At 73.7% G+C, this 20,967-nt stretch carries 18 protein-coding genes and 1 pseudogene; 9 read left to right on the top strand and 10 right to left on the bottom strand.

What is annotated here, in order from left to right; all coding sequences use genetic code 11:
* Positions 1–143 precede the first annotated feature (143 nt).
* Complete coding sequence (locus BM051_RS23720) at positions 144–1,325, top strand: ROK family transcriptional regulator (protein ID WP_092534690.1); 1,182 nt, start codon at positions 144–146, stop codon at positions 1,323–1,325.
* A gap of 17 nt (positions 1,326–1,342) precedes the next feature.
* On the opposite strand, the pseudogene BM051_RS23725 reads toward BM051_RS23720, so the two are convergent.
* From BM051_RS23725 to BM051_RS23750, 6 genes and pseudogenes are all read right to left on the bottom strand, one after another.
* Positions 1,343–2,329: pseudogene (locus BM051_RS23725) on the bottom strand (N-acetylglucosamine kinase); the annotation flags it as partial.
* The gene (locus BM051_RS23730) at positions 2,317–3,594 is read right to left on the bottom strand and encodes a 6-phospho-beta-glucosidase (protein WP_092534693.1); all 1,278 of its coding nucleotides are present in this window, start codon (positions 3,592–3,594) and stop codon (positions 2,317–2,319) included. The gene BM051_RS23730 and the pseudogene BM051_RS23725, both read right to left, overlap by 13 nt.
* Complete coding sequence (locus BM051_RS23735) at positions 3,591–4,430, bottom strand: carbohydrate ABC transporter permease (RefSeq protein WP_092534696.1); 840 nt, start codon at positions 4,428–4,430, stop codon at positions 3,591–3,593. Before BM051_RS23735 ends, BM051_RS23730 begins: the two co-directional genes overlap by 4 nt.
* Entirely contained in the window at positions 4,427–5,422 is a 996-nt protein-coding gene (locus tag BM051_RS23740; protein ID WP_092534699.1) for a carbohydrate ABC transporter permease, read from the bottom strand. The genes BM051_RS23735 and BM051_RS23740 overlap by 4 nt, the downstream gene beginning before the upstream one ends.
* Positions 5,423–5,429: 7 nt before the next feature.
* A complete protein-coding gene (locus tag BM051_RS23745) occupies positions 5,430–6,794 on the bottom strand; it encodes an extracellular solute-binding protein (protein WP_092534702.1) in 1,365 nt (454 codons plus the stop codon).
* Positions 6,763–7,998 (bottom strand): ROK family transcriptional regulator, encoded by a 1,236-nt coding sequence (locus tag BM051_RS23750; RefSeq protein ID WP_092535099.1) that lies wholly within the window; start codon positions 7,996–7,998, stop codon positions 6,763–6,765. The genes BM051_RS23745 and BM051_RS23750 overlap by 32 nt, the downstream gene beginning before the upstream one ends.
* Positions 7,999–8,551: 553 nt before the next feature.
* Between BM051_RS23750 and BM051_RS23755 the strand changes: the two genes are divergently transcribed.
* Entirely contained in the window at positions 8,552–8,953 is a 402-nt protein-coding gene (locus BM051_RS23755) for a PPOX class F420-dependent oxidoreductase (protein ID WP_092534705.1), read from the top strand.
* 483 nt (positions 8,954–9,436) lie between these two features.
* On the opposite strand, the gene BM051_RS23760 is transcribed toward BM051_RS23755, so the two are convergent.
* The 3 genes from BM051_RS23760 to BM051_RS23770 form a co-directional block, all read right to left on the bottom strand.
* On the bottom strand, positions 9,437–10,144 hold the full coding sequence (locus BM051_RS23760; protein WP_092534708.1) for an MBL fold metallo-hydrolase: 708 nt from the start codon (positions 10,142–10,144) through the stop codon (positions 9,437–9,439).
* 107 nt (positions 10,145–10,251) lie between these two features.
* The gene (locus BM051_RS23765) at positions 10,252–10,875 is read right to left on the bottom strand and encodes a phosphatase PAP2 family protein (RefSeq protein ID WP_092534711.1); all 624 of its coding nucleotides are present in this window, start codon (positions 10,873–10,875) and stop codon (positions 10,252–10,254) included.
* 376 nt (positions 10,876–11,251) lie between these two features.
* Positions 11,252–13,378 carry an MMPL family transporter gene (locus BM051_RS23770; protein ID WP_092534714.1) on the bottom strand — a complete coding sequence of 709 codons (2,127 nt, stop codon included), beginning with the start codon at positions 13,376–13,378 and terminating at the stop codon, positions 11,252–11,254.
* 82 nt (positions 13,379–13,460) lie between these two features.
* Between BM051_RS23770 and BM051_RS23775 the strand changes: the two genes are divergently transcribed.
* From BM051_RS23775 to BM051_RS23805, 7 genes are all read left to right on the top strand, one after another.
* On the top strand, positions 13,461–13,943 hold the full coding sequence (locus BM051_RS23775) for a MarR family winged helix-turn-helix transcriptional regulator (protein ID WP_243859760.1): 483 nt from the start codon (positions 13,461–13,463) through the stop codon (positions 13,941–13,943).
* Positions 13,944–14,074: 131 nt separating this feature from the next.
* Complete coding sequence (locus BM051_RS23780) at positions 14,075–15,217, top strand: sensor histidine kinase (protein ID WP_092534717.1); 1,143 nt, start codon at positions 14,075–14,077, stop codon at positions 15,215–15,217.
* Between the two features lie 7 nt (positions 15,218–15,224).
* Positions 15,225–15,989 carry a LytR/AlgR family response regulator transcription factor gene (locus BM051_RS23785; RefSeq protein ID WP_092534720.1) on the top strand — a complete coding sequence of 255 codons (765 nt, stop codon included), beginning with the start codon at positions 15,225–15,227 and terminating at the stop codon, positions 15,987–15,989.
* 7 nt (positions 15,990–15,996) lie between these two features.
* Positions 15,997–16,452 carry a hypothetical protein gene (locus BM051_RS23790; RefSeq protein WP_243859762.1) on the top strand — a complete coding sequence of 152 codons (456 nt, stop codon included), beginning with the start codon at positions 15,997–15,999 and terminating at the stop codon, positions 16,450–16,452.
* The gene (locus BM051_RS23795; RefSeq protein ID WP_092534723.1) at positions 16,449–18,227 is read left to right on the top strand and encodes a sodium/solute symporter; all 1,779 of its coding nucleotides are present in this window, start codon (positions 16,449–16,451) and stop codon (positions 18,225–18,227) included. Before BM051_RS23790 ends, BM051_RS23795 begins: the two co-directional genes overlap by 4 nt.
* Before the next feature lie 67 nt (positions 18,228–18,294).
* Positions 18,295–18,660 carry a DUF485 domain-containing protein gene (locus tag BM051_RS23800; protein WP_092535105.1) on the top strand — a complete coding sequence of 122 codons (366 nt, stop codon included), beginning with the start codon at positions 18,295–18,297 and terminating at the stop codon, positions 18,658–18,660.
* On the top strand, positions 18,657–20,264 hold the full coding sequence (locus BM051_RS23805; RefSeq protein WP_092534726.1) for a solute symporter family protein: 1,608 nt from the start codon (positions 18,657–18,659) through the stop codon (positions 20,262–20,264). The genes BM051_RS23800 and BM051_RS23805 overlap by 4 nt, the downstream gene beginning before the upstream one ends.
* 90 nt (positions 20,265–20,354) lie before the next feature.
* Here BM051_RS23805 and BM051_RS23810 read toward each other — a convergent pair whose 3' ends face one another.
* The gene (locus BM051_RS23810) at positions 20,355–20,924 is read right to left on the bottom strand and encodes a hemerythrin domain-containing protein (RefSeq protein ID WP_092534729.1); all 570 of its coding nucleotides are present in this window, start codon (positions 20,922–20,924) and stop codon (positions 20,355–20,357) included.
* Positions 20,925–20,967: the final 43 nt, after the last annotated feature.

Here is a 20,967-nt window from a genome sequence, read left to right on the forward strand (position 1 = left end):
CGGACACCGGTCAAGGAGTTGGTTCACCGGGTGAACGATGACCAGGGAGACCGAAAGCAGGCGAACTACGGCGACGTGCTGGCCTGGCCGATCGGCTTACGCTCGGTCGGATTGGTCTCCACCGGCACCGTAAGATCACCGGGATGACACGACCGCTGCCGGCCGGGCAGCACACCGTGCGCCGGCACAACTCCGCCCTGGTGCTCGGTGCCATCGCCGAGTCGCCCGGGAGCTCCCGGGCCGGGGTGGCCGCCCGCACCGGGCTGACCAAGGCCACGGTGTCCAGCCTGGTCGACCGGATGGTCGCCGCCGGACTGGTCTCGGACACCGGTCCGGAACAGCGCACCGGCCCCGGCCGCCCCGGCAGCGCCCTGTTCCTGTCCCCCGCCGGCCCGCACGGGCTCGGCCTGGAGATCGGCGTCGACTACCTCGCGACCTGCCTGGTGGACCTCACCGGCACGGTCCGCCGCCGCTGGGTCCGCCCCGCCGACCATCGGAACGCGCCGGCCGGCGCGGTGCTCGCCGAGGCCGCCGGGGTGGTGGTCGGCGCGCTCGCCGAAGCCGGCCGGCTCGGGGTCCGGGTCGGCGGGCTCGGGGTGGCGGTGCCCGGCCTGGTCGAGGCGGCCACCGGGCTGCTCAGGGTCGCGCCCAACCTCGGCTGGCGCGACGTGGACGTCCCGGCCGAGCTGCGCCGCGCCGCCGACCTCGGCGACCTGCCGATACTCACCGGCAACGAGGCCAACTTCGCCGCGCTGGCCGAGCTCGCGGCCGGCGGCCCCGCCGACTTCGTGCACGTGTCCGCCGAGATCGGCATCGGCGCGGGCGTGGTGGTGGGCGGCACGGTGTTCGAGGGCGTGCACGGCTTCGGCGGCGAGATCGGGCACTTCGCGGTCGATCCCGGAGGGCCGGCGTGCTCGTGCGGCGGCCGGGGCTGCCTGGAGCGGCTCGCCGGGCAGGACGCGATCCTGCGCGATGCCGATGCGCCGGACGTGGACACCCTCGTCGAGCGGCTCGCCGCCGACGACCCCGCCGCGGGCCGCGCGGTCGGGCGAGCCGCACGGTGGCTCGGCATCGCGCTCGGCAACGTGATCGGCCTGCTGGACGTGCCGGCGGTGGTGCTCGGCGGCGCCTATGCCCGGCTGCACCCCTGGCTGGCCGACCCGCTCACCACGGAGCTGGGCACGCGGGTGCTCAGCTCCGCCTGGTCGCCGGTGTCGGTGCTGCCGTCCGTACTCGGCGGCGAGGCCGCGGTGCGTGGCGCGGCCGCCTCGGCGGTGCGGGCCATCGTGGCCGACCCGGACCCCTTCGTCGAGGCCGCCGGCTGACCGGCGAACGGGTGGCCGGCCGCGCGCAGCCGGGCCTCCGCCGCGGGCGCGGCGCCGAGCACGTCCAGCCCCAGCAACGCGGCGCCGACCACCGGCGGGAGCTGGACCACCCGCACGTCCGCCCCCGGCGCGGCCACGCGGCAGCGCCGCCGGATCCCGGCGATCACCTCCTCCCCCACCCCGGTCAACACCCCACCGCCGAGCAGCACGGCCGGCGTGCCCCCGGTCATCCCCAGCCGGCGCAGGCTCACCGTGCCCAGCACGGCGACCTCGTCCTCGAGCCGGTCCACCACCCCGCGCGCGACGGCGTCGCCCCCGGCGGCGACCGCGAACAGCACCGGGCACAGCTCGTGCAGCCGCACGGCCGGCAGCCCGCCGGTGTGCAACCGCCGCACCACCTCCAGCACCGACGCCGCCCCGAAGTGCGCGCACACCGCGGCCCGCAACGCGGTGTCCGGTCCCCGGCCGTCCTCGGCGCGGGCCGCCCACCACAGCGCCTCCTCGCCGAGGCACAGCCCGCCACCCCAGTCCCCGGAGACGCGCCCCAGTGCGGGAAACCGGTGCACCGCCCCGTCCGGACCGACGCCGACGCAGTTGATTCCGGCACCGCACACCACGGCAACGCCGACCCCGTCGGGGGTGCCCGCGCGCAGCAACGCGAACGTGTCGTTGCCGACCGCGACCGAGGGCGCCCAGTCCCGCTCGACCAGCGCGCGGTGCAGGATCTCCTCCTCCTCGGGCAGGTCGAGCCCGGCGAGGTACGCCGACACGTGCGTGGCGTAGGGCCGCTCGGTGGGCAGCCCGGCCCCGGCCAGCGCCGCCTCCACCAACGCGGCCAGCGCGGCCAGCGCCCGCGGCACGCCGACCGTCTGCGGCGAGGCCCCGGGCCCGCGGGCCCGGCCGAGCACCGTCCCGCCGGAGTCGACCACCAGGACGTCGGTCTTGCTGTTCCCCCCATCGACGGCCACGACCACCCCGTCCCGGGCGCCGGTCACCCCGCCCACGGCAGGTGCTCCCGGTTGGCCGCGACCAGGGCGTCGGCCAGCTCCTCGGCCAGCGCGTACTGGCCGACCAGCGGATGGGCGAGCAGCGCGTCGGCCACCCGGTCCCGCCCGCCGTGCACCGCGGCCTCCAGCGCCAGCCGCTCGTAGGCCGCGACGTGCGCGACCAGCCCGGCCCAGCGCGGCTCCAGCGGCGGCACCGGCAGCGGCCGCGCCCCGGTGCCGTCCACCGCGGCCGGCACCTCGACCACGGCGTCGGCCGGCAGGAACGGCAGCGCGCCGTCGTTGCCGACGTTCACCACGTGCTCCCCCGGTCGGCGCCCGGTGAGCGCCTGGACCAGGTGCAGCGCCGCGGTCGAGTAGTGCGCGCCGCCGCGCCGGTCCAGCAACGCCGGCTTGGTCACCACGGTCGGGTCGGCGTAGCGGGCCAGCAGCTCGGCCTCCACCTCGGCGACCACCTGGGCGCGGGGCACCCCCGCCCGCTGCCGGCGCACCTCGGCGTCGTGGTCGTAGAAGTACTTCAGGTAGTACGACGGCACCACGCCGGTGCGGCGCAGCCAGTCCAGCGGCGCGGCCGCGTGCTCGGCCAGCCGCGGGCCGTGCTCGGCCAGCAACTCGGGCAGCCGGTCGACCTCTCCGCGGTCGCCGGTGACCAGCACCCGACGCAGCCAGGTGAGGTGGTTGAGCCCGGCGTGGTCCAGCCGCACGCGGCCGAGATCGACACCCAGCAGCTCCGCGCACAGCCGGCGCAGCCCGATCGCCACGTTGCACAGGCCGACCGCGCGGTGCCCCTCGCGCAGCAGGGCGCGGGTGACGATCCCGACCGGGTTGGTGAACGTGACCAGCCAGGCGTCGCCGGCCACCGCGCGCACCCGCGCGGCGATGTCCAGCACCACCGGGACGGTGCGCAGTGCCTTCGCGAACCCGCCCGCGCCGGTGGTCTCCTGGCCGACGCAGCCGCAGCGCAGCGGGACGGTCTCGTCGGCCAGCCGCGCCCGCTGCCCGCCGACCCGCAGTTGCAGCAGCACCGCGCTCGCGCCGTCGACGCCGGTGCTGAGGTCGGTCGTGGTGGTGACCCTCGCGGGGTGCCCGGCGGAGGCGAGCATCCGCGCGCAGCACCCGCCGACCGCCGCCAGCCTGGCCTCGTCGGGGTCCACCAGCGCGATCTCGGTGATGTCCGGCATGGACTCCGTGGACTCGCCGGTGGCGATGCCGTCCACCAGCTCTGGCGTGTAGGTCGATCCGCCACCGACGACGGCGAGCTTCATCCCTTGACCCCCGTGAACGTGATCCCGCGGACGAACGTCCGCTGCGCGACGGCGAACAGCACGATGACCGGCAGCATGACCAGCGTGGTGGCCGCCATGGTCAGGTTCCACTCGACGTGGTGCATGCCCCGGAACGACGCCAGCGCCAGCGACAGCGGCCAGTTGTCCCGGTTCTCCCCGGTGTAGAGCAGTGGCCCGAAGTAGTCGTTCCAGGTGAACAGGAAGCAGAACATCGCGGTGGCGGCGATCCCCGGCTTGGCCATCGGCACCACCACCCGCAGCAGCACCTGCGGCTCCGAGCAGCCGTCGACCCGCGCGGCGTCCACGTAGTCCTTCGGGACGGTCAGGAAGAACTGCCGGAGCAGGAACACGCTGAACGCGTCGAACAGGAAGTACGGAACGATGAGCGGCACCAGCCCACCGGTGAGGCCGAGCCGCACCCACAGGTCGTACAGCGGCACCACCACGACCTGCGGCGGCAGCATCATGGCCGCGACGGTGAGCAGGAAGAACGCCGTGCTGCCCCGCCAGCGCAGCTTCGCCAGCGCGTAGGCCGCCGGGATCGCCGACAGCAGCACCCCGGCGGTGGCCAACAGCGCGTACAGCAGGCTGTTGCGCAGGTAGCCCAGCAGCGGTGCCCTGGTGAACACCTCGGCGAAGTTGTCGAACCGCCACTCCCGCGGCCACAGGCTCGCGGTCAGCGCCTGGTCGCCGTCCATCACCGCGGTGAGCACCACGAACACGACCGGGAGGGTGAACAGCACGCCGAGGGCCAGGCCGAGGCTGTGCGTGGCGACCCAGGCCAGCCGCCGGTCCCAGCGGACCCCCGCCGTCACGCCGCGTCCCCTTCGATCGGCGACACGGCGCGCAGCCGGCGCACCAGGACCGCGGTGACCGCGAACGACACCATGAACAGCAGCACGGCCATCGCCGCCGCGTAGCCCATGTTGAAGTAGCGGAAGCCCTGCACGTACAGCCACATCGGGTAGGTCAGCGTCGAGTTCTGCGGGAAGCCCATCGTCCTGGTGCTGCCGGCGACCTCGGCGGTGCCGGCCGCCACCGAGCCGGCCACCACGGCCTGGGTGAACAGCTGCAGCGCGACGATGATCGAGTTCACCACGCCGAACAGCAGCACCGGCGAGATGGCCGGCAGGGTGACGTGCCAGTACCGGCGGATCGGCCCCGCGCCGTCCAGCGCCGCGGCTTCGTGCTGCTCGCGCGGCACGTCGAGCAGGGCCGCCAGGATGATGATCATCAGCTCGCCGCTGCCCCACAGCACGAGCAGGGTCAGCGCCGGCTTGGCCATCGCCGGGTCGTTGAACCACAGCCCACCGTCGATGCCGACCGCCCGCAACGCGCGGTTCACCGGGCCGAACTCGGGGTTGAACAGGAAGACGAACGCCAGCGCCGCGGCCGCCGGCGGGGCCAGCGCCGGCAGGTAGCAGAGCGTGCGGATCAGCCCGACGCCGCGGCGGAGTCGGGCGATCACCGACGCCACGCCCAGCGCGAAGGTCACCCTGCTGACGGTGAGCACCACGACCAGCCACAGCGTGTTGTACGCCGCGGTGCCCACCACCGGCTCGGCGGTGAACATCCGGACGTAGTTGGCCAGCCCGATCCACTGTGGAGGGTTCACCAGGTCGTAGGCGGTGAACGAGTAGTACACCGTCGCGACCAGCGGGTAGCCGAAGAAGACCGCGAACCCGACGAGGGCGGGCGCCATGAAGGCGAGCACGGTGCGCCGCCGCCGGGCCCGGACCCGCGCCCGCTGACCCCGGGAGGGGACGGGCACGGGACCGGCCACCGCCCGGCCGAGGGTGGTGGTCATCGCCCGGTCAGTTCCCGCCGCCGGTGCGGGACAGCTCGTCGTTGATCCGCGCGTCGACCGCGCGCAGGCCCGCGGTCAGGTCCGGCTCCCTGCCGGCCTGCCAACGCTCGGCGAAGTCGTTGACGGCCTTGAGGTGCGCGTCGCCGATCGAGGTGGTCGGGTTGGCCACCAGCCTGCCGCCGGCGAGCAGGTCCAGGAACGTGCGGTACCGCTCGTCCACCTCCAGCCGCGGGTCCTCCAGCGCCGCGGTGGTGCTGGGCACGTTGCGCAGCCCGTTGGCGAGCTCGACGAGCGTGTCGGTGTCCAGCGACATCTGCTTCACCAGCTCCCACGCCGCGCCCGGGTTCGGCGCGCCGCGCGGGATGCCGATGACGGTGCCGGTGGTGAACGCGGTGCCGTACCGGTCGGCGTCGGCCACCGGCGGTGGCGCGGTGGCGTAGGGCAGGTCCGGCGCGTGCTCGCGGAGGAACGCCGTGCGGTACTCGCCGTCGATCATCATCGCGACCTTGCCCCGGTGGAAGCCGTGGTCGGCGGAGAACTCGTCGCCGAGGCCGGCGCGGAACTGCTCGAGCCGCTCGTAGCCGTAGAAGTCGACCAGCCGCTTCTGGAACCGGAACAGCTCGTGCCACTCCGGGCTCTCCGCCAGGTGGGAACGGCCCTCGGCGTCGAGGAAGCTCGCCCCGAAGCTCGGCGCCCAGATGTGCGGCTCGTGGCCGTAGAAGGGCATCGACGGCAGGAACCCGGCGACCGCGATCGAGCCGTCCGGGTTGAACCGGGTCAGCCGCGTGGCGTACTCGAACAGCTCGTCGGTGGTGCGCGGTGGCGCGTCGAGCCCGGCGGCGGCGAACATCTCGGTGTTGTAGTAGAAGCCGTAGACGTCGGCGAGCATCGGCATCGCGCACCGGGTGCCCTCGTGCTCGGTGTAGTCGCGGACCGCCTGCGGGATCACCCCGAGGTCCACGCCGTCCCGCTCCAGGTAGGGGCCGAGGTTGGTGAGCGTGCCGTTCTCGCACCAGGCGCCGAGGTTGTCGGTGTAGAACGAGATCGCGACGTCGGGCGGGTTGCCGCCGCGGATCGCGGCGGTGAGCTTGGCGTCGTCCTGGCTGCCCTCGTGCCGGATCTCGATGTTCGGGAACCGGTGCCGCAACCGGTTCAGCCCGGCGGTGACGACGTCGTACTCCCTGGCCGCGAAGTTGCTGTACACGGTGAGGGTGAGCGCCTGCTCGGGCCCCGGCGGCGGGGCCGGCGTCCCACCGGTGTCCGGGCCGCCCGCGGCGCCGGAGCAGGCGGTGACCGTGGAGAGCGCGGTGAGCAGCGCGGCGGCCAGTGGGGCGCGTCGGTTACGGCGTCCGGTGCGGGTCGTGGAGCGCATGTGCCCTCCCGAGCGGGGCGTCGACGGATCGGGATCGGTACGGTACGGGGCCGGCCGGGGAGGCCAGGCCGAAGACGTCGACGCGGGCCGTGGCCAGCGCCGAGTGCAGCGCGCCGGCCCGAACCGCGTTGCCCGGCACGGTGGTCAGCCCGACCGGAGTGCGGGGCACGACCAGCCGGTGCAGCTCCCCGGCGACCAGGTCGGCGAGGACGGTGCCGCCGACCTTGGTGACCTCACCGCAGAGCAGCACCAGCTCCGGGTCGACCACGCTGACCACACCGGCCACCCCGACGGCGATCCGGCGGGCGAGGTCGGTCAGGAACCCCTGGCCGCCCTCGCCCGCCTCGACCGCCGCACCGACCGCCGCCCAACCGGTGTCGGCGGACATCCCGTGTGCCGTGGCCAGCGCCACGATCGCCGGGGAGTCGACGAGGTCGCCCCAGCGCGTCCCGGACCGTCCGATCCCCGTGTCGGCGGCGGCGGGGTCGGGCACCCGCAGCCAGTCGACCTCGCCGCCGGCGCCGGAGGCCCCGCGGCGCAGCCGGCCGTCGAGGACCACCGCGCCGCCGACGCCCTCGTCGAGCCAGACCAGGACGAAGTCCCGCACGCCGGTGGCCTCGGCGGCCGCCAGCTCCTGCAGCGCGACCAGGTTGACGTCGTTCTCGACGGTCACCGGGGTGCCCAACGCGTCGCGTAGCCGGCCGCGCAGGTCGAAGCCACACCAGCCGGGCAGGTGCGGCGCCGACTCCAGCCGTCCGGTGCGGGGGTCGAGCGCGCCGGGCGTGCCGACCACGACGTGGCGCAGGTCGGCGAGGGTGCGCCCGGCGACCGCCGCGGCGTCGGTCAGTGCCGCGGTGAACGCGCCGACGACGTCGCTGCCGGCGGCGATCGGCAGGTGCGCGCGGTGCTCGGCGAGCTCGCGACCAGTGATGTCGGCGATGACGAACTCGGCGCCGTGCGGGGTGAGGTCCACCGCGGCGACGTGCGCGACCGAGCCGGCCACCCGCCACAGCTGGGCGCGCGGGCCCCTGGCGCCGTTGCGGACGCCGTCGCGCACGACCATCCCGTCCCGCTCGAGGCGGGCCAGCAGCTGCGCGGTGGCCGGCTTGGACAGGCCGACCAGCTCCTCGAGGTCGGCGCGGGTGAGCGGCCCCTCCCGGAGCAGGATGTCGAGGGCCGCCCTGTCGTTGATCTCGCGGAGCAGCCGCGGGCTCCCGTCCCGCATCCCGACCACCCCTTCCACCCGCTCCCCGCGCGGCGACCGGCCGGCGGTCCCAATAGGTAACTTCCCTTACGATTTCCGGCCACGGTAGTGGTTTAGACCACATCGGGTCAATGCGACGAAAGTAGGAACGCCCGACCTTCGGCGGTGCCCGCCGGACCGTCCCGGTTGCCAGACCGGAGGAGCGACGGAGGAGGGCGTCGTGGCGCGAACGCGAGGGACATCGAGGGCAGTGGTGCTGGTGGTGCTGGTAGTGCTGGTGGCGCTCGTCGCGTGCTGGCCGGGCCCGGCGGCACGGCCCACGCCGCCGGGCCGTGGACTCCGGTTGGCTCCGACCGGGCGCGGCCGCTGGACGAGAGCCAGGCCTGGCGACCGTGGAGCGGCCCGGCGGCATCACCATCCGCTACACCGGCGTCGGCACGATCCCGCCGGTGGCGCTGGACAGCACGACGTGGCGGTTCCGGCTGGGGTGAGCCGAGTCGCTCCCGGCGGCGTCGGGGCGGGTCGCGGCCGGCACGGCTGGCATCATGCGGCCATGGCCGCACCCCTGACCGTCTCCACCGCGCTGCGGGAGTTCTGGACCGAACGTCACCTGAGCACCCTCACCACGCTGCGCCCCTCGGGGCGGCCGCACGTGGTACCGGTGGGGGTCACCGTCGACGAGGAGTTCCGGATCGCCAGGGTGATCTGCTCCGGCGGCAGCGTGAAGGCTCGCAACGTCCGCGCCGCCGGTCCGGGCGGGGCGCTGGCCGTGGTCAGCCAGGTGGACTGGGGACGCTGGTCCACTCTGGAGGGTCGAGCGGTGGTGCGCGACGATCAGGAGTCGGTGCGCGACGCCGAGCGCCGCTACGCCCTGCGCTACCAGCGCGAGCCGCGGCCCAATCCGGAGCGGGTGGTCCTGGAGATCACCATCGACCGCCTGCTCGGCCTCCACTGACTCGCGACTGTCACGCTCAGCACGGCGAGTTCCACGCTCGGGACGGGCGAGTTCAGCGCTCGGGTCCGCGAGTTCCACGCTCAGGACGGCGAGGTCGCCGTTCGGGATCGCGAGTTCGCGTCAGGGCGAGCGAGGCTCGCGAACGGCAACCTGCCGCGCCGGCGGAGGACACACTTCCGGGGACGTACGCCGACGCCCCTCGACGCGGGCACGCGCAAAAACGTCGGCCCCCTACCCAGACCCCACCCTGAACCCGGGGGGCCGTCCCCAGCCCAGTCTACCCGGGGTCACCGGACGATCTCGGGTGTACGGAAATCTGTGGACAGATCCGGGAATTATGTGGTCCGAGTGGACCGTTCGGACCGGGCTCGGTGGCCGAGTGGCCGTTCGGGCTGGGTTCGATGACCGAGTGGATCGGCCAGGCCGGGTTCGATGGTTACTGTGGATCGTCGGGCAACGACTCGGGACGCCAGCCCGCGCGGCTCAGCCGAGCAGGGCGTGCCACTCCTCCAGGGACCGCGGCCGGAACACGTAGTTGTCCCGCCTGACCTCCGACAGCGCGGCCGACGGCTCGACGGAGTACCAGTGTCCGGGGTAGACGGTCGGGTCACCGGGGAGGTCGGCCAGCCAGCGCAGGCTGCGGTACATCGCGTCGCTGTCCCCGCCGGGGAAGTCGGTGCGCCCGCAGCCCTCCAGGAAGAGCGTGTCGCCGGCCACCAGCCGCCCGTCGACCAGGAAGCACTGACTGCCCGGCGTGTGCCCCGGCGTGTGCAGCAGCCGCACCGGGATCGCGCCGACCTCGAGCACCTCGTCGTGGTCGTGCCCGACGAGGTCGGTCGCGGACACACCGGTGGTGCGCCGCACCCACTCGACTTCCTCCCGGTGCACGTGCACCGGAACCTGGCGCCGCGCCAGCAACTCGGGCAGCCCGGGCAGGGAGAACCCCATCATCTGTCCGCCGACGTGGTCGGGGTGGTGGTGGGTGGCCAGCACCCCGGTGAGCCGCATCCCGTCCTCGTCCAGCACGGCCAGCAGATCCTCGGCGGCGTACGCCGGGTCGACGATCACCGCCTCACCGGTCTCCCTGTCCCCGATCAGGTACGCGAAGTTGCGCATCTGCGTGGCGACGGGATCACCGGCCCCGTAGTCCCGGCCGGACAGCAACTGACGGAAGTACAAGCGCTCGCCCATGCGCCGATCGTAACGACCGGCTCGCCGGCAGGCCCGCCAGGAGCGGCCGTCGTGCTCGCCGGGCGCGAGGGCGTGGCGCGACGAGCGCCGCCGCGGACCGTGCCGGTTCACAGCAGCCAGAGGAACAGGCCACCGGAGAGGACGAACCCGACGGCGGCGCCGGCGGCGACCTGGGCCGCGGTGTGGTCCCGGAGGACGACCCGGGACCAACCGACCACCGCGACGAGCAGGAGCAGCGGAAGCGCCCAGGGCCCGTAGAGGAGGGCGAGCATCGCCACGCCGCCGGCGCTGACCGCGGTGTGCATCGAGATCTTCCACCGCGCCGCCACGGTGATCACCCCGGTCACCACGAGCACACCGAGCATCGCCACGGTCATCACGACCATCGCCCACGGCGCGGCGCCGAGCAGCAGGATCGCCATTCCCACCGCCGTCGACCCGAAGCAGACGAGCAGCACCACGGTCCGGCCCTCGCGGTTGTTGACGTGATGGGTGTCGTACCTGCCGGCCTTGGCCCCGCGAGTGATGAAGGTCATCGGGATCCCGGCGGAGAACGTGGCGACCACCAGCGCCCACAGCACGGTCCACCCGGGGTGGAAGCCGGTGGCCTTGCCGGCCATCGCCAACGACAGCAGCACGATCACCACCCACGGAGCGAGCGCCTCCGTGATCACCGCGGCGAGGCGGACACGGCCGGAACGAGGTGTGGTGGCGGTGTGGGAAGCAGGCATGGTCACGACGTCAAGCTTCTCCCACGGCTGGACGCGACGACACGGGGGTGGGTCCACGCGGCGATGACCGGCCCGGGAACGCGACCGACGACCCCGGACGGTTCCCGGAACGCCGACGGAGCACCCCGACAGGTCGGCCCTGGCGAGCAACGGCCGTCGAGCCCAGCGGATCGGGTGCCCCGGCTCGTGGGCGAGCACCGTTCCCGGTGGCAGTGAACTCGGTGACCTTCCCGTGGCACGCCAGTCCGATCCTCGGCGACTGTGGGACTCCTCGACAACTGTGGGACGAAGCGGGGACCGCGTACCGCTGGTGGCAGCGACAGGGCGAACCGGCACCGGAGGCCTGGGAGTGAAGCATCACCTCCGACCGGCGGCATCAGCCTGCCCTGGTGGTCGAGTGGCGCGAGGCGTGGTACGGCGAGCACTGCCGCTGATCGTCCCCGCGGGCCAGCCGGGACGGCCACCACACCGTCCGGCCGACCTCGATGGTCAGCGCCGGCACCAGCAGCGAGCGCACGACCGTGGTGTCCAGCAGCACGCCGAACGCCACGATGAACGCGATCTGCGCGAGGAAGAGGATCGGCAGCACGGCCAGCGCGGCGAAGGTCGCGGCGAGCACCACGCCGGCCGAGGTGATCACCCCACCGGTCACCGCGAGCCCGCGCAGCGTGCCGGCCCTGGTCCCGGAGCGCGTCGCCTCCTCGCGAACCCTGGTCATCAGGAAGATGTTGTAGTCGATGCCCAGCGCCACCAGGAACACGAAGGCGAACAGCGGCACCGCGGGGTCGGCGCCCGGGAAGTGGAACACGTGGTTGAACACCAGTGCCGACACGCCCATGGTGGCTCCGAACGAGAGCACCACGGTGGCGATCAGCAGCAGCGGCGCCACCAGCGCCCGCAGCAGGAGCGCGAGCACCGCGAAGATCACCACCAGGACCACCGGGATGATCACCGCGCGGTCCCGCTCGGAGATCCGCTGCGCGTCGTACTGGATGGCCGTCCGGCCACCGACCTTCGCGTCGGCACCGGGCACCGCGTGCACGGCGTCCCGCAGCCGCTGCACGGTGGTCATCGCCTCGGGCGAGTCGGCTGGCGCGGCGAGCACCGCCTCGACCTGCGCGAGCCCGTCCACCTCCGCCGGTGCCCCGTCCGGGCCGGGCAGGGGGGCCACCTGGGACACCCCGGGCACGTCGCGGGCCGCCGCCACCACCGCGTCGAGCCGGTCGGCGTCGGCCACGATCACGGTGGGCGAGCCCGCCCCGGCCGGGAAGTGCCGGGCCAGCGCCTCCTGCCCGGCCACCGAGTCGACCGGGGTGAGGAACACGTCGGACTGGGCGGTGCCGCTCGCCTTCAGCTGCGGCACGAACGCCACCCCGACCAGCAGCAACGCGGTCGCGGCCAGCCAGGTTACCCGCGGGCGGGCGCCGACCGCGCGGGCGATTCGGCCCCACAGCCCGCCGGCCTCCGGATGGGCCGAGCCGAGTGTGGGCCGGAACGGCCAGAACGCGCCCCGCCCGGTCAGTGCCAGTGTCGCCGGCAGGAACGTCGTCGACGCCAGCAGCGCGGCGGCGATGCCGATCGCCGCCACCGGCCCGAGGCTGCGGTTGGAGTTGAGGTCGCTGAGCAGCAGGCAGAGCAGGCCCAGGATGACCGTGCCGGCCGACGCCGCGATCGGCTCGAGGGTGGCCCGCCACGCCACGCGGATGGCCCGGTAGCGGTCCTCGGTGTCGCGTAACTCCTCCCGGAACCGGGACACCAGCAGCAGGGCGTAGTCGGTGGCCGCGCCGAACACGAGGATGAACAGGATGCCCTGGCTCTGCCCGTTGAGCGCGAACACGTCGTGGTCGGCGAGCAGGTAGACGACCAGGCTGGCCAGCCCCAGCGCGAACACCGCCGAGGTGAGCACCAGCACCGGCAGGACCGGGCTGCGGTAGACCAGCACCAGGATCAGCGCGACCACCGCGCCGGCCACGAGCAGCAGCAGCCCGTCGATGCCGGCGAACGCCTCGACGAGGTCGGCGATCGTCCCGGCCGGGCCGGTCACCAGCACGGTGAGCCCGGCCGGCGGGTCGGCCAGCGCGGCCCGCACGTCGGGAACCACGTCGCCGGGGTTGACGTCGGCCGCCACCGGCACGACGAACTGCGCCGCCGCGCCGTCGGGCGCGGGTACCGGCGGCGTCACCGGCCCGGCCACCCCGGGCACACCGACGATCCGATCCGCCGCGGACTCGAGGAACTCCTGGTCGGCCGGGGTGATTCCGCCGGACCGCTCGGCGACCACGACGGCCGGCACCGCGCCGCTGTCGTGGAACCGCTTCTGCAGGTCGGCCACCTCGGTGGCCTCGGCCGAGGCCGGCAGGAACGCGGCGTCGTCGTTCTCCGCGACGCCACTGAGCTTGCCGGCGAACGGGCCGCCCACCCCGCCGACCGCCAGCCACCCGACGATCAGCAGCGCGGGCACCAGCCACCGCCGTGTTCGCCGCCGCCCCTCGTCCGCGATCATTGGCACCTCGCCCCGCTGGTATCCGACTTGCGGCCCAATTTATTCAGCAGGCTGATTATTCGCAGCACGGAGGTGTGTGAGAGTGGACACCACCCGGCCGGTCGATCCCACCGAGGACCCGGAGACCTGGCCGACCAGCCGACTGCTCTCGGTCGCCGCCCGCGTGGTGGAGGCCCGCTGGGCGATGCTCCTGGAGACACTGGGCCTGACCCACGCCGGGCTGGTCGCCCTGCACCACCTCGGCGAGGACGCCCTCGCCCAGCGCGCCCTCGCCCGCCGCTGTCGGGTGACCGACCAGACGATCAGCCGGACCGTGGACCGGCTGGTCCGATCCGGCTTCGCCGAGCGCACCGCGGACCCGGCCGACCGGCGCCGGCAGCTCGTCCGGCCCACCCCCGCCGGCCGCGCCGTCTACACCCGCGCCGCGGACACCGAACGCACCGACCCCGTCGTCACCAACGCGATCGGCGACGACGCGGCGTTCCGGGAGCGACTGCTCACCATCATCCGCCGCCTCGGCGAGTCAGATGGCTCGGTGCCCGCCGGCGACCCGGTGGCGGACTGAGCCCTCGTCGAAGCGGACCACCCCGCCACCCGGCCCCGCCGCCTAGGATCACGGGCTACCCCGTGACGCCGCGCGACGGCCGGCAGCGAGGCCGGCGCCGCGGCTGGCGGGACGCCAGATCTGAGGTGACGATGCCAGGACCAGCCGAATCGCCCCCGCACCCGGCGCCGCCCCGGTCGTGGCCGTGGCCGGGTCGGTGGGGAGGGCAGTGGAGTCGTCGGAGTCGTCGGAGTCGTCGGAATCGTCGGAGCCGCCGGGCCCGCTCCCTCGCGGACCCCGCCGCCGTGCTGGCGACCGCCCGGCACCTCGCCGACGACCTGGCCGACGGGCTGGCCGGCCCGCGGGCGCGGGCAGCGGCGCGCGGCGTACGCCGGCTGCTGGGTGCCGACGGCGCCGGCCTCGCCGACGTGTCCGGCCGGCTGGTCACGGTGGGCCGGCTGCCCGACGCCGCGACGCTGGTGGAGAAGGTGCTGCACACCGAGAGCCGCGCGGGCCGGGGCGCGGTGGTGGCGCTGCCGCTGCTGGTGCACGACGAGCTCGCCGGCGTGCTGGTGGTGGCCGGCGGAGTCGGCCTGTCCGCGGTGCGCGAGGTCGCCGGTGTGGTCGTCGCCGCGCTGGAGCGGGCGCACCTGGAGGCCTCGGCCGAGCACGCCGCCCAGGCCGAGCTGCGGGCGCTGCGGGCCGAGATCTCCCCGCACTTCGTGTACAACGCGCTCACCGTGATCGCCTCGCTGGTCCGCTCCGAGCCGGACCGGTCCCGGGAGCTGCTGCTCGACTTCGCCGACTACATCCGCTACAGCCTGGCCCGGCACGGCGAGTACACCACCGTCGCCGACGAGTTCCACGCCATCGAGACCTACCTGGCCCTGCAGCGCGCGGTGCTCGGCGACCGGCTCCGGGTGCAGGTGCGGGTGGCGCCCGAGGTGCTCGCGGTGGCCATCCCCTACCTGGTGCTGCAGCCGCTGGTGGAGAACGCCGTCCGGCACGGGATCGAGCCGCGTGCCGACGGCGGCCTCGTCCAGGTCACCGGGGAGGCGGAGGGCGCGGACTGCGTGATCACCGTCGAGGACGACGGCGTGGGAATGGACCCGGGGCTGGCCGAGGCGATCCTCGCCGGGTCCAGCTCCGGCGGGAGCATGGGGCTGGCCAACGTCGACCGCCGGCTGCGTAACGTGTACGGGCCGTGGTTCGGCTTGGTCGTGGAGACGGCCGAGGACGACGGCACCAGGGTGATCGTCCGGGTGCCCAGGTTCCAGCCGGGAGTGATGCCATAGTGATGCCATGAAGTCGGGGCTGCGGGTCCTGGCCGTCGACGACGTGCCGGCGGCGCTGGCCGACCTGTGCCGGCTCCTGCGCGCGGCCCCCGAGGTGGCCGAGGTGACCTCGGCCGGCGACCCGATCGACGCGCTGAAGCTCATCCGGCAGAACCGGTTCGACGCGGTGTTCCTGGACATCGCCATGCCCGGGCTGGACGGGCTCGAGCTGGCCGCGCTGCTGAGCAAGCTCGCCGAGCCGCCGGTGATCGTGTTCGTCACCGCCTACGACGAGCACGCCGTGGCCGCGTTCGGCATCGGCGCGGTGGACTACCTGCTCAAGCCGGTCCGCGCGGAGCGGCTGGCCGACGCGCTGGCCAGGGTCACCAGGATCGCCCCGGCCGAGGAGGCTCCGCCCCGGCCGGACGCCATGGCCGCCCTGCCGGTCGAGTCCGGCGGGCGCACCCGGTACGTGCGCCGCGACGAGGTGCGGTTCGTCGAGGCCCACGGCGACTACGTGCGGCTGCACGCCCCCTCCGGGGTGCACCTGGTGCGGATGCCGATCTCCCGACTCGAGGAGTACTGGGAGAGCGCCGGGTTCGCCAGGACCCATCGCGGGTACCTCGTCGCGCTGGCCGCGGTGCGCGAGCTGCGCAGCGACAGCGTCGGCGGGCTGCTCGCGCACACCGACCTCGGCGACGTCCCGGTCAGCCGGCGGCACGCCAGGGAGCTGCGCGAGCGGCTGCTGCGGGCCGCGCAGCGCGGCGAGCTGAGCCGGCCCGAGCGCGGGTGAGGCAGCGATGAGCGGGCACCGCCGGGTCGCGGTGACCAGCCCGCAGACCCGGCTCGCGCGCGCTCGCCGCCGGCACCGCGGCCGCTGGCGGGCCACCACCCTCGATCCCGCCGACGCCGCACGGGCCGCCGCGCTGTACCGGGCGCAGCTGCGCCGCGCGGTGCTCGCGGTGCTGCTGCTGTTCGCGCTGGTCGGCGGGCTGCCGCTGGTGCTGCACCTGCGGCCGGAGCTGGACGAGGTGCGGGTGCTGGACGTGCCGGTGTCCTGGCTGGCGCTGGTGGCCGTGCCGTTCCCGGCGATGGTGGCGCTGGCCGTGTGGCAGCTGCGCGGAGCGGAACGCACCGAGCGAGCCGAACGGGCCGACCGCGCCGGGGGTTCCCGCGACCGCCCGAAGCGCCAGGACGGGCGCGCCGAGCACACCTCGGCCGGCGACGGCACCAGCGACACCGAGAGCGCGCCGTGACCGTCTTCGCGCTCGCGGTCGCGCCGGTGCTGCTGGTCACCCTGCTGATCGGGCTGCGCGGCGTCGCGGCCATGCGCACCACGTCGGACTTCCTGGTCGCCTCCCGCCGGGTCTCGCCGCTGCTGAACTCCGCGGCGGTGTCCGGCGAGTACCTCTCCGCGGCGTCGTTCCTCGGCGTGGCCGGGCTCGTGGTCAAGGACGGCGTGGGCGCGCTGTGGTACCCGGTGGGGTTCACCGCCGGCTACATCGCGATGCTGGCGCTGGTCGCCGCGCCAATGCGCCGGTCGGGCGCCCTGACGGTCCCGGACTTCGCCGAGGCCCGCCTCGCGTCGCCGGCGCTGCACCGGCTGGCCGCGGTGGTGGTGCTGGTGATCGGCGGGCTGTACCTGGTGCCGCAGTTCCGCACGGCCGGGCTGGTGCTGAGCGTGGTGAGCGGCACTCCGTACTGGGTGGGCGTGGTGATCGCCGGGGTGTCGGTCAGCGTGACGCTGGCACTCGGCGGAATGCGCGCGGCGACCTACGTGCAGGCGTTCCAGTTCTGCTTCAAGCTGGTGCTGTTCATCGTGCCGGCGATCTGGCTGCTGCTACGCGCGGGCGCCGACGTGCGGCACGAGGCGCTGCACCCGGTGGAGTTCACCCACTTCGAGCGGGACACCTCGGTGGTGTTCCGGGTGCCGGTCACGCTCGACGTGCCCGAGGGCGCCGCGCTGCGCGAGCCGGACGGGTCGGTGCGGCCGCTGCCACGGGGTGAGTGGTCGGTGCCCGGCGGGCGGACCGTGGAGTTCCCGGCCGGCTCGGCCGTGCCGGCGCTGCCCGGAGAGACCGCGCCCGGCGGGCCCGGCTGGCAGTGGCCGCTGCTGGACCTCGCCGAGACCGGGTACCCGATGTTGAGCACGCTGGCCGTGCTGGTGGCGACGATGCTCGGCACGATGGGCCTGCCGCACGTGCTCATGCGCTTCCACACCAACCCGAACGGCCGCGCGGCCCGGCGCACCGCGGCGCTCACCGTCGTCCTGCTGAGCGTGTTCTACCTGTTCCCCGGTGTCTACGGCCTGCTGGGCAGGGTGCTGGTCCCGCAGCTGTACCTGTCCGGGACCACCGACACCGCGGTGGTGGCCCTGCCGGCGCAGGTGGACACCGGACCGTGGGGCTCGTTCTTCACCGCGCTGCTCACCGCGGGGGCGTTCGCCGCGTTCCTGGCCACCTCGCTGGGCCTGGTGCTGGTGGTCTCCGGCGCCATCTCGCACGACCTGGTGCCGGGCGGGCTGCGTCAGCTGCGCGGCACCGTGTTCGCCGTCGCCGGCGCGGTGGTGCTGCTCGCGCTGCCGGCCGCCCGGTTCGACGCCGGCACCCTGGTCACCTGGGGGTTCACCGTCGCCGCGTCCACCTTCTGCCCGCTGCTCGTGCTGGGCATCTGGTGGTCGCGGCTCACCGCCACGGGCGCGCTCGCCGGGGTGACCGTGGGCCTGGCCGTCTCGACCGGCGCGTTCACCGCCACGCTGTTCGACCCCCCGGTCACCGGCTGGTCGGCCATCCTGCTCGTCCAGCCGGCGCCGTGGTCGGTGCCGCTGGCGTTCCTCACCATGATCGGGGCGTCCCTGCTGGGCCGGCCGCCGACCTGGGCGGCCGCCGCCATGCTGCGACTGCACCTGCCCGAGGAGGAACGCTCTTCCTTCCTCGACCGCGCGTCGGTGGTGCGGGACCTGGGCCACTCGTCGTGGTCGGCCCGCCGCTCGTCGGCCGTTCGTCGCGTCACGCGCCGGTTGGTCCGCTGACGATTCCGACATTTCTTACGCCTTCCTACCGTGGCGCGGAACACGAACGTGTGACGAGGAGGACGTGGTGACGACGAGCGAACACCTCACCAGCCCACCGGGGCAGCATCGGTGGGAGGAGGCGCACAACAGTCCCGAGTTCCGGCAGCTGCGGGCCCGGCTGCGCGGCTTCGTGTTCCCGATGACCGCGGTGTTCCTCGGCTGGTACCTGCTGTACGTGCTGCTGGCCGACTACGCGCACGGGTTCATGTCCACCAAGGTCGTCGGCAACATCAACATCGGGCTGATCTTCGGTTTGCTGCAGTTCGTGTCGACCTTCGTGATCACCGGGCTGTACGTGCGCTACGCCAACCGCAAGCTCGACCCGATCGCCGACAGGATCCGGGCCGACCTGGAAGGCATCGAGGACGCCGAAGGGGGTGACCGGCGATGACCCTCGCCCAGGGCGTGGAGGGCGGCAGCCCGGCACTGAACATGACGATCTTCGCCGCGTTCGTCGCGGTGACCCTGGTGGTGGTGTTCCGGGCCTCGCGCAACACGAAGACCGCCTCCGACTACTACGCCGCCGGCCGGGCGTTCTCCGGCCCGCAGAACGGCACCGCCATCGCCGGTGACTACCTGTCGGCCGCGTCGTTCCTCGGCATCACCGGCGCGATCGCGCTCAACGGCTACGACGGGTTCCTCTACTCGATCGGGTTCCTGGTGGCCTGGCTGGTCGCCCTGCTGCTGGTGGCCGAGCTGATGCGCAACACCGGCAAGTTCACCATGGGCGACGTGCTCGCGTTCCGGATGCGCCAGCGCCCGGTGCGCGCCGCGGCGGCGAGCTCCACGCTGGCCGTGTCGTTCTTCTACCTGCTGGCGCAGATGGCCGGCGCCGGCATCCTGGTGTCGCTGCTGCTGGGCATCTCCAGCGACGCGGGACAGGCCGTGGTGATCTCGGTCGTCGGCGTCGTCATGATCATCTACGTGCTGGTCGGCGGAATGAAGGGCACCACCTGGGTGCAGATCATCAAGGCCGCCCTGCTGATCACCGGCGCCGGCGCGATGACGATCTGGGTGCTCGGCAAGTACGGGCTGAACCTGTCCAGTCTGCTCGGCGGCGCCGTGGAGCGCGCCGGCGCCGGCGGAGAGGCGCTGCTCAACCCGGGCGCCAAGTACGGCGTCTCGACCGAGACGAAGATCGACTTCCTGTCGCTGGGCCTGGCCCTGGTGCTGGGCACCGCGGGACTGCCGCACGTGCTGATGCGCTTCTACACGGTGCCCACGGCCAAGGACGCCCGCCGCTCGGTGGTGTGGGCGATCGGGCTGATCGGCCTGTTCTACCTGTTCAGCCTCGTGCTCGGCTACGGAGCCGGGGCGATCGTCGGTCCGGACGCGATCAAGGCCGCGCCGGGCGGGGCCAACGCGGCCGCCCCGCTGCTCGCGCTGGAGCTCGGCGGGCCGATCCTGCTCGGGTTCATCGCCGCGGTCGCCTTCGCCACCATCCTCGCGGTGGTGGCCGGACTGACCATCACCGCCAGCGCCTCCTTCGCCCACGACGTCTACGCCAACGTCATCAAGAAGGGCAAGGTGGACAGCAAGAACGCCGAGGTGCGGGTCGCGCGGATCACCGCACTGGTGATCGGCGCGGTCGCCATCGTCGGCGGCATCCTCGCCAAGGACCAGAACGTGGCGTTCCTGGTGGCGCTGGCCTTCGCGGTGGCCGCCTCGGCGAACCTGCCGACCATCCTGTACTCGCTGTTCTGGAAGCGGTTCAACACCTCCGGCGCGCTGTGGAGCATCTACGGCGGTCTCGCGGTGACCATCCTGCTCATCGTCTTCTCGCCGGCGGTGTCCGGGACCTCCACGTCGATGCTCAAGAACGTGGACTTCGCGTGGTTCCCGCTGTCCAACCCGGGCCTGGTGTCCATCCCGCTGTCGTTCTTCCTCGGCTGGCTGGGCACCGTGCTGTCCACGGAGCACCTGGAGGACAAGTACGTCGAGATGGAGGTGCGGTCGCTGACCGGCGCGGGCGCCGAGCGCGCCACGGCGCACTGAGCCGGGCGCACCGGTCACGCGAACACGAGCGGCCCCTGGAGGTCACCGAACTCGGGCCCGGTGACCTCCAGGGGCTTTCCACGTCCGCGATCAGGTGTTCTTGCTGCGGCCGCTGAGCCCGTCGCGGATCTTGTCGATCAGCCCGGCGCCCGGGTCGAGGATCCGGTTGGCCGGCGGCTTGTCCGGGGCCGAGGGGTGCGGGCGGGTCGGTGCGATCTCCTTGGCCCGCAGCACCTTCTCCCCCAGCTCCCGCAGCTCCTCCTCCGAGCAGGCCTGCTGGAGCTTGGGCAGCAGGTCGTTCTCCTCGTCCTCGACGTGGTGCCGGATGTCGGCGATGAGCTGGCCGAGCAGCTGGTCGAACCTCGGGTCGGTCGGTTCCACGTTCTCCAGCTGCTTCATCACCTGCTCGGCCTCGGCGTGCTCGGCGATCTCGTGGTCGGCGATCTGGTCGCCGTTGGGCAGGTGCTTGCGCGCCGCCGGGTACATGTACTGCTCCTCGGCGACGGAGTGCCGGACCAGCTCGGCGATCACGTGGTCGGCGAGGTCCCGGCGGTGCTGCGGGCTTCCGGTCCTCTTCTCCAGCTCACTGAACACCGCCTCGACCTGGCGGTGGTCGTCGGTGATCACGCTGATCAGATCGTGACGTTCGGTCGTCGTCATGGCATTCCCATCGCGTGTTCGGCATTCGGTTCGGGCAGCTCTC

This window comes from Amycolatopsis arida (genome assembly GCF_900115565.1).
Taxonomy (GTDB): Bacteria; Actinomycetota; Actinomycetes; order Mycobacteriales; family Pseudonocardiaceae; genus Yuhushiella; species Yuhushiella arida.

Excerpts from the sequence above, each read along its gene's own strand:
- BM051_RS23720 (WP_092534690.1), top strand. The coding sequence starts at position 144 with ATGACACGACCGCTGCCGGCCGGGCAGCACACCGTGCGCCGGCACAAC.
- BM051_RS23740 (WP_092534699.1), bottom strand. The coding sequence starts at position 5,422 with ATGACCACCACCCTCGGCCGGGCGGTGGCCGGTCCCGTGCCCGTCCCC.
- BM051_RS23780 (WP_092534717.1), top strand. The coding sequence starts at position 14,075 with ATGCCAGGACCAGCCGAATCGCCCCCGCACCCGGCGCCGCCCCGGTCG.
- BM051_RS23760 (WP_092534708.1), bottom strand. The coding sequence starts at position 10,144 with ATGGGCGAGCGCTTGTACTTCCGTCAGTTGCTGTCCGGCCGGGACTAC.
- BM051_RS23745 (WP_092534702.1), bottom strand. The coding sequence starts at position 6,794 with ATGCGCTCCACGACCCGCACCGGACGCCGTAACCGACGCGCCCCACTG.
- BM051_RS23805 (WP_092534726.1), top strand. The coding sequence starts at position 18,657 with ATGACCCTCGCCCAGGGCGTGGAGGGCGGCAGCCCGGCACTGAACATG.
- BM051_RS23765 (WP_092534711.1), bottom strand. The coding sequence starts at position 10,875 with ATGCCTGCTTCCCACACCGCCACCACACCTCGTTCCGGCCGTGTCCGC.
- BM051_RS23810 (WP_092534729.1), bottom strand. The coding sequence starts at position 20,924 with ATGACGACGACCGAACGTCACGATCTGATCAGCGTGATCACCGACGAC.
- BM051_RS23755 (WP_092534705.1), top strand. The coding sequence starts at position 8,552 with ATGGCCGCACCCCTGACCGTCTCCACCGCGCTGCGGGAGTTCTGGACC.
- BM051_RS23790 (WP_243859762.1), top strand. The coding sequence starts at position 15,997 with ATGAGCGGGCACCGCCGGGTCGCGGTGACCAGCCCGCAGACCCGGCTC.
- BM051_RS23730 (WP_092534693.1), bottom strand. The coding sequence starts at position 3,594 with ATGAAGCTCGCCGTCGTCGGTGGCGGATCGACCTACACGCCAGAGCTG.
- BM051_RS23785 (WP_092534720.1), top strand. The coding sequence starts at position 15,225 with ATGAAGTCGGGGCTGCGGGTCCTGGCCGTCGACGACGTGCCGGCGGCG.
- BM051_RS23770 (WP_092534714.1), bottom strand. The coding sequence starts at position 13,378 with ATGATCGCGGACGAGGGGCGGCGGCGAACACGGCGGTGGCTGGTGCCC.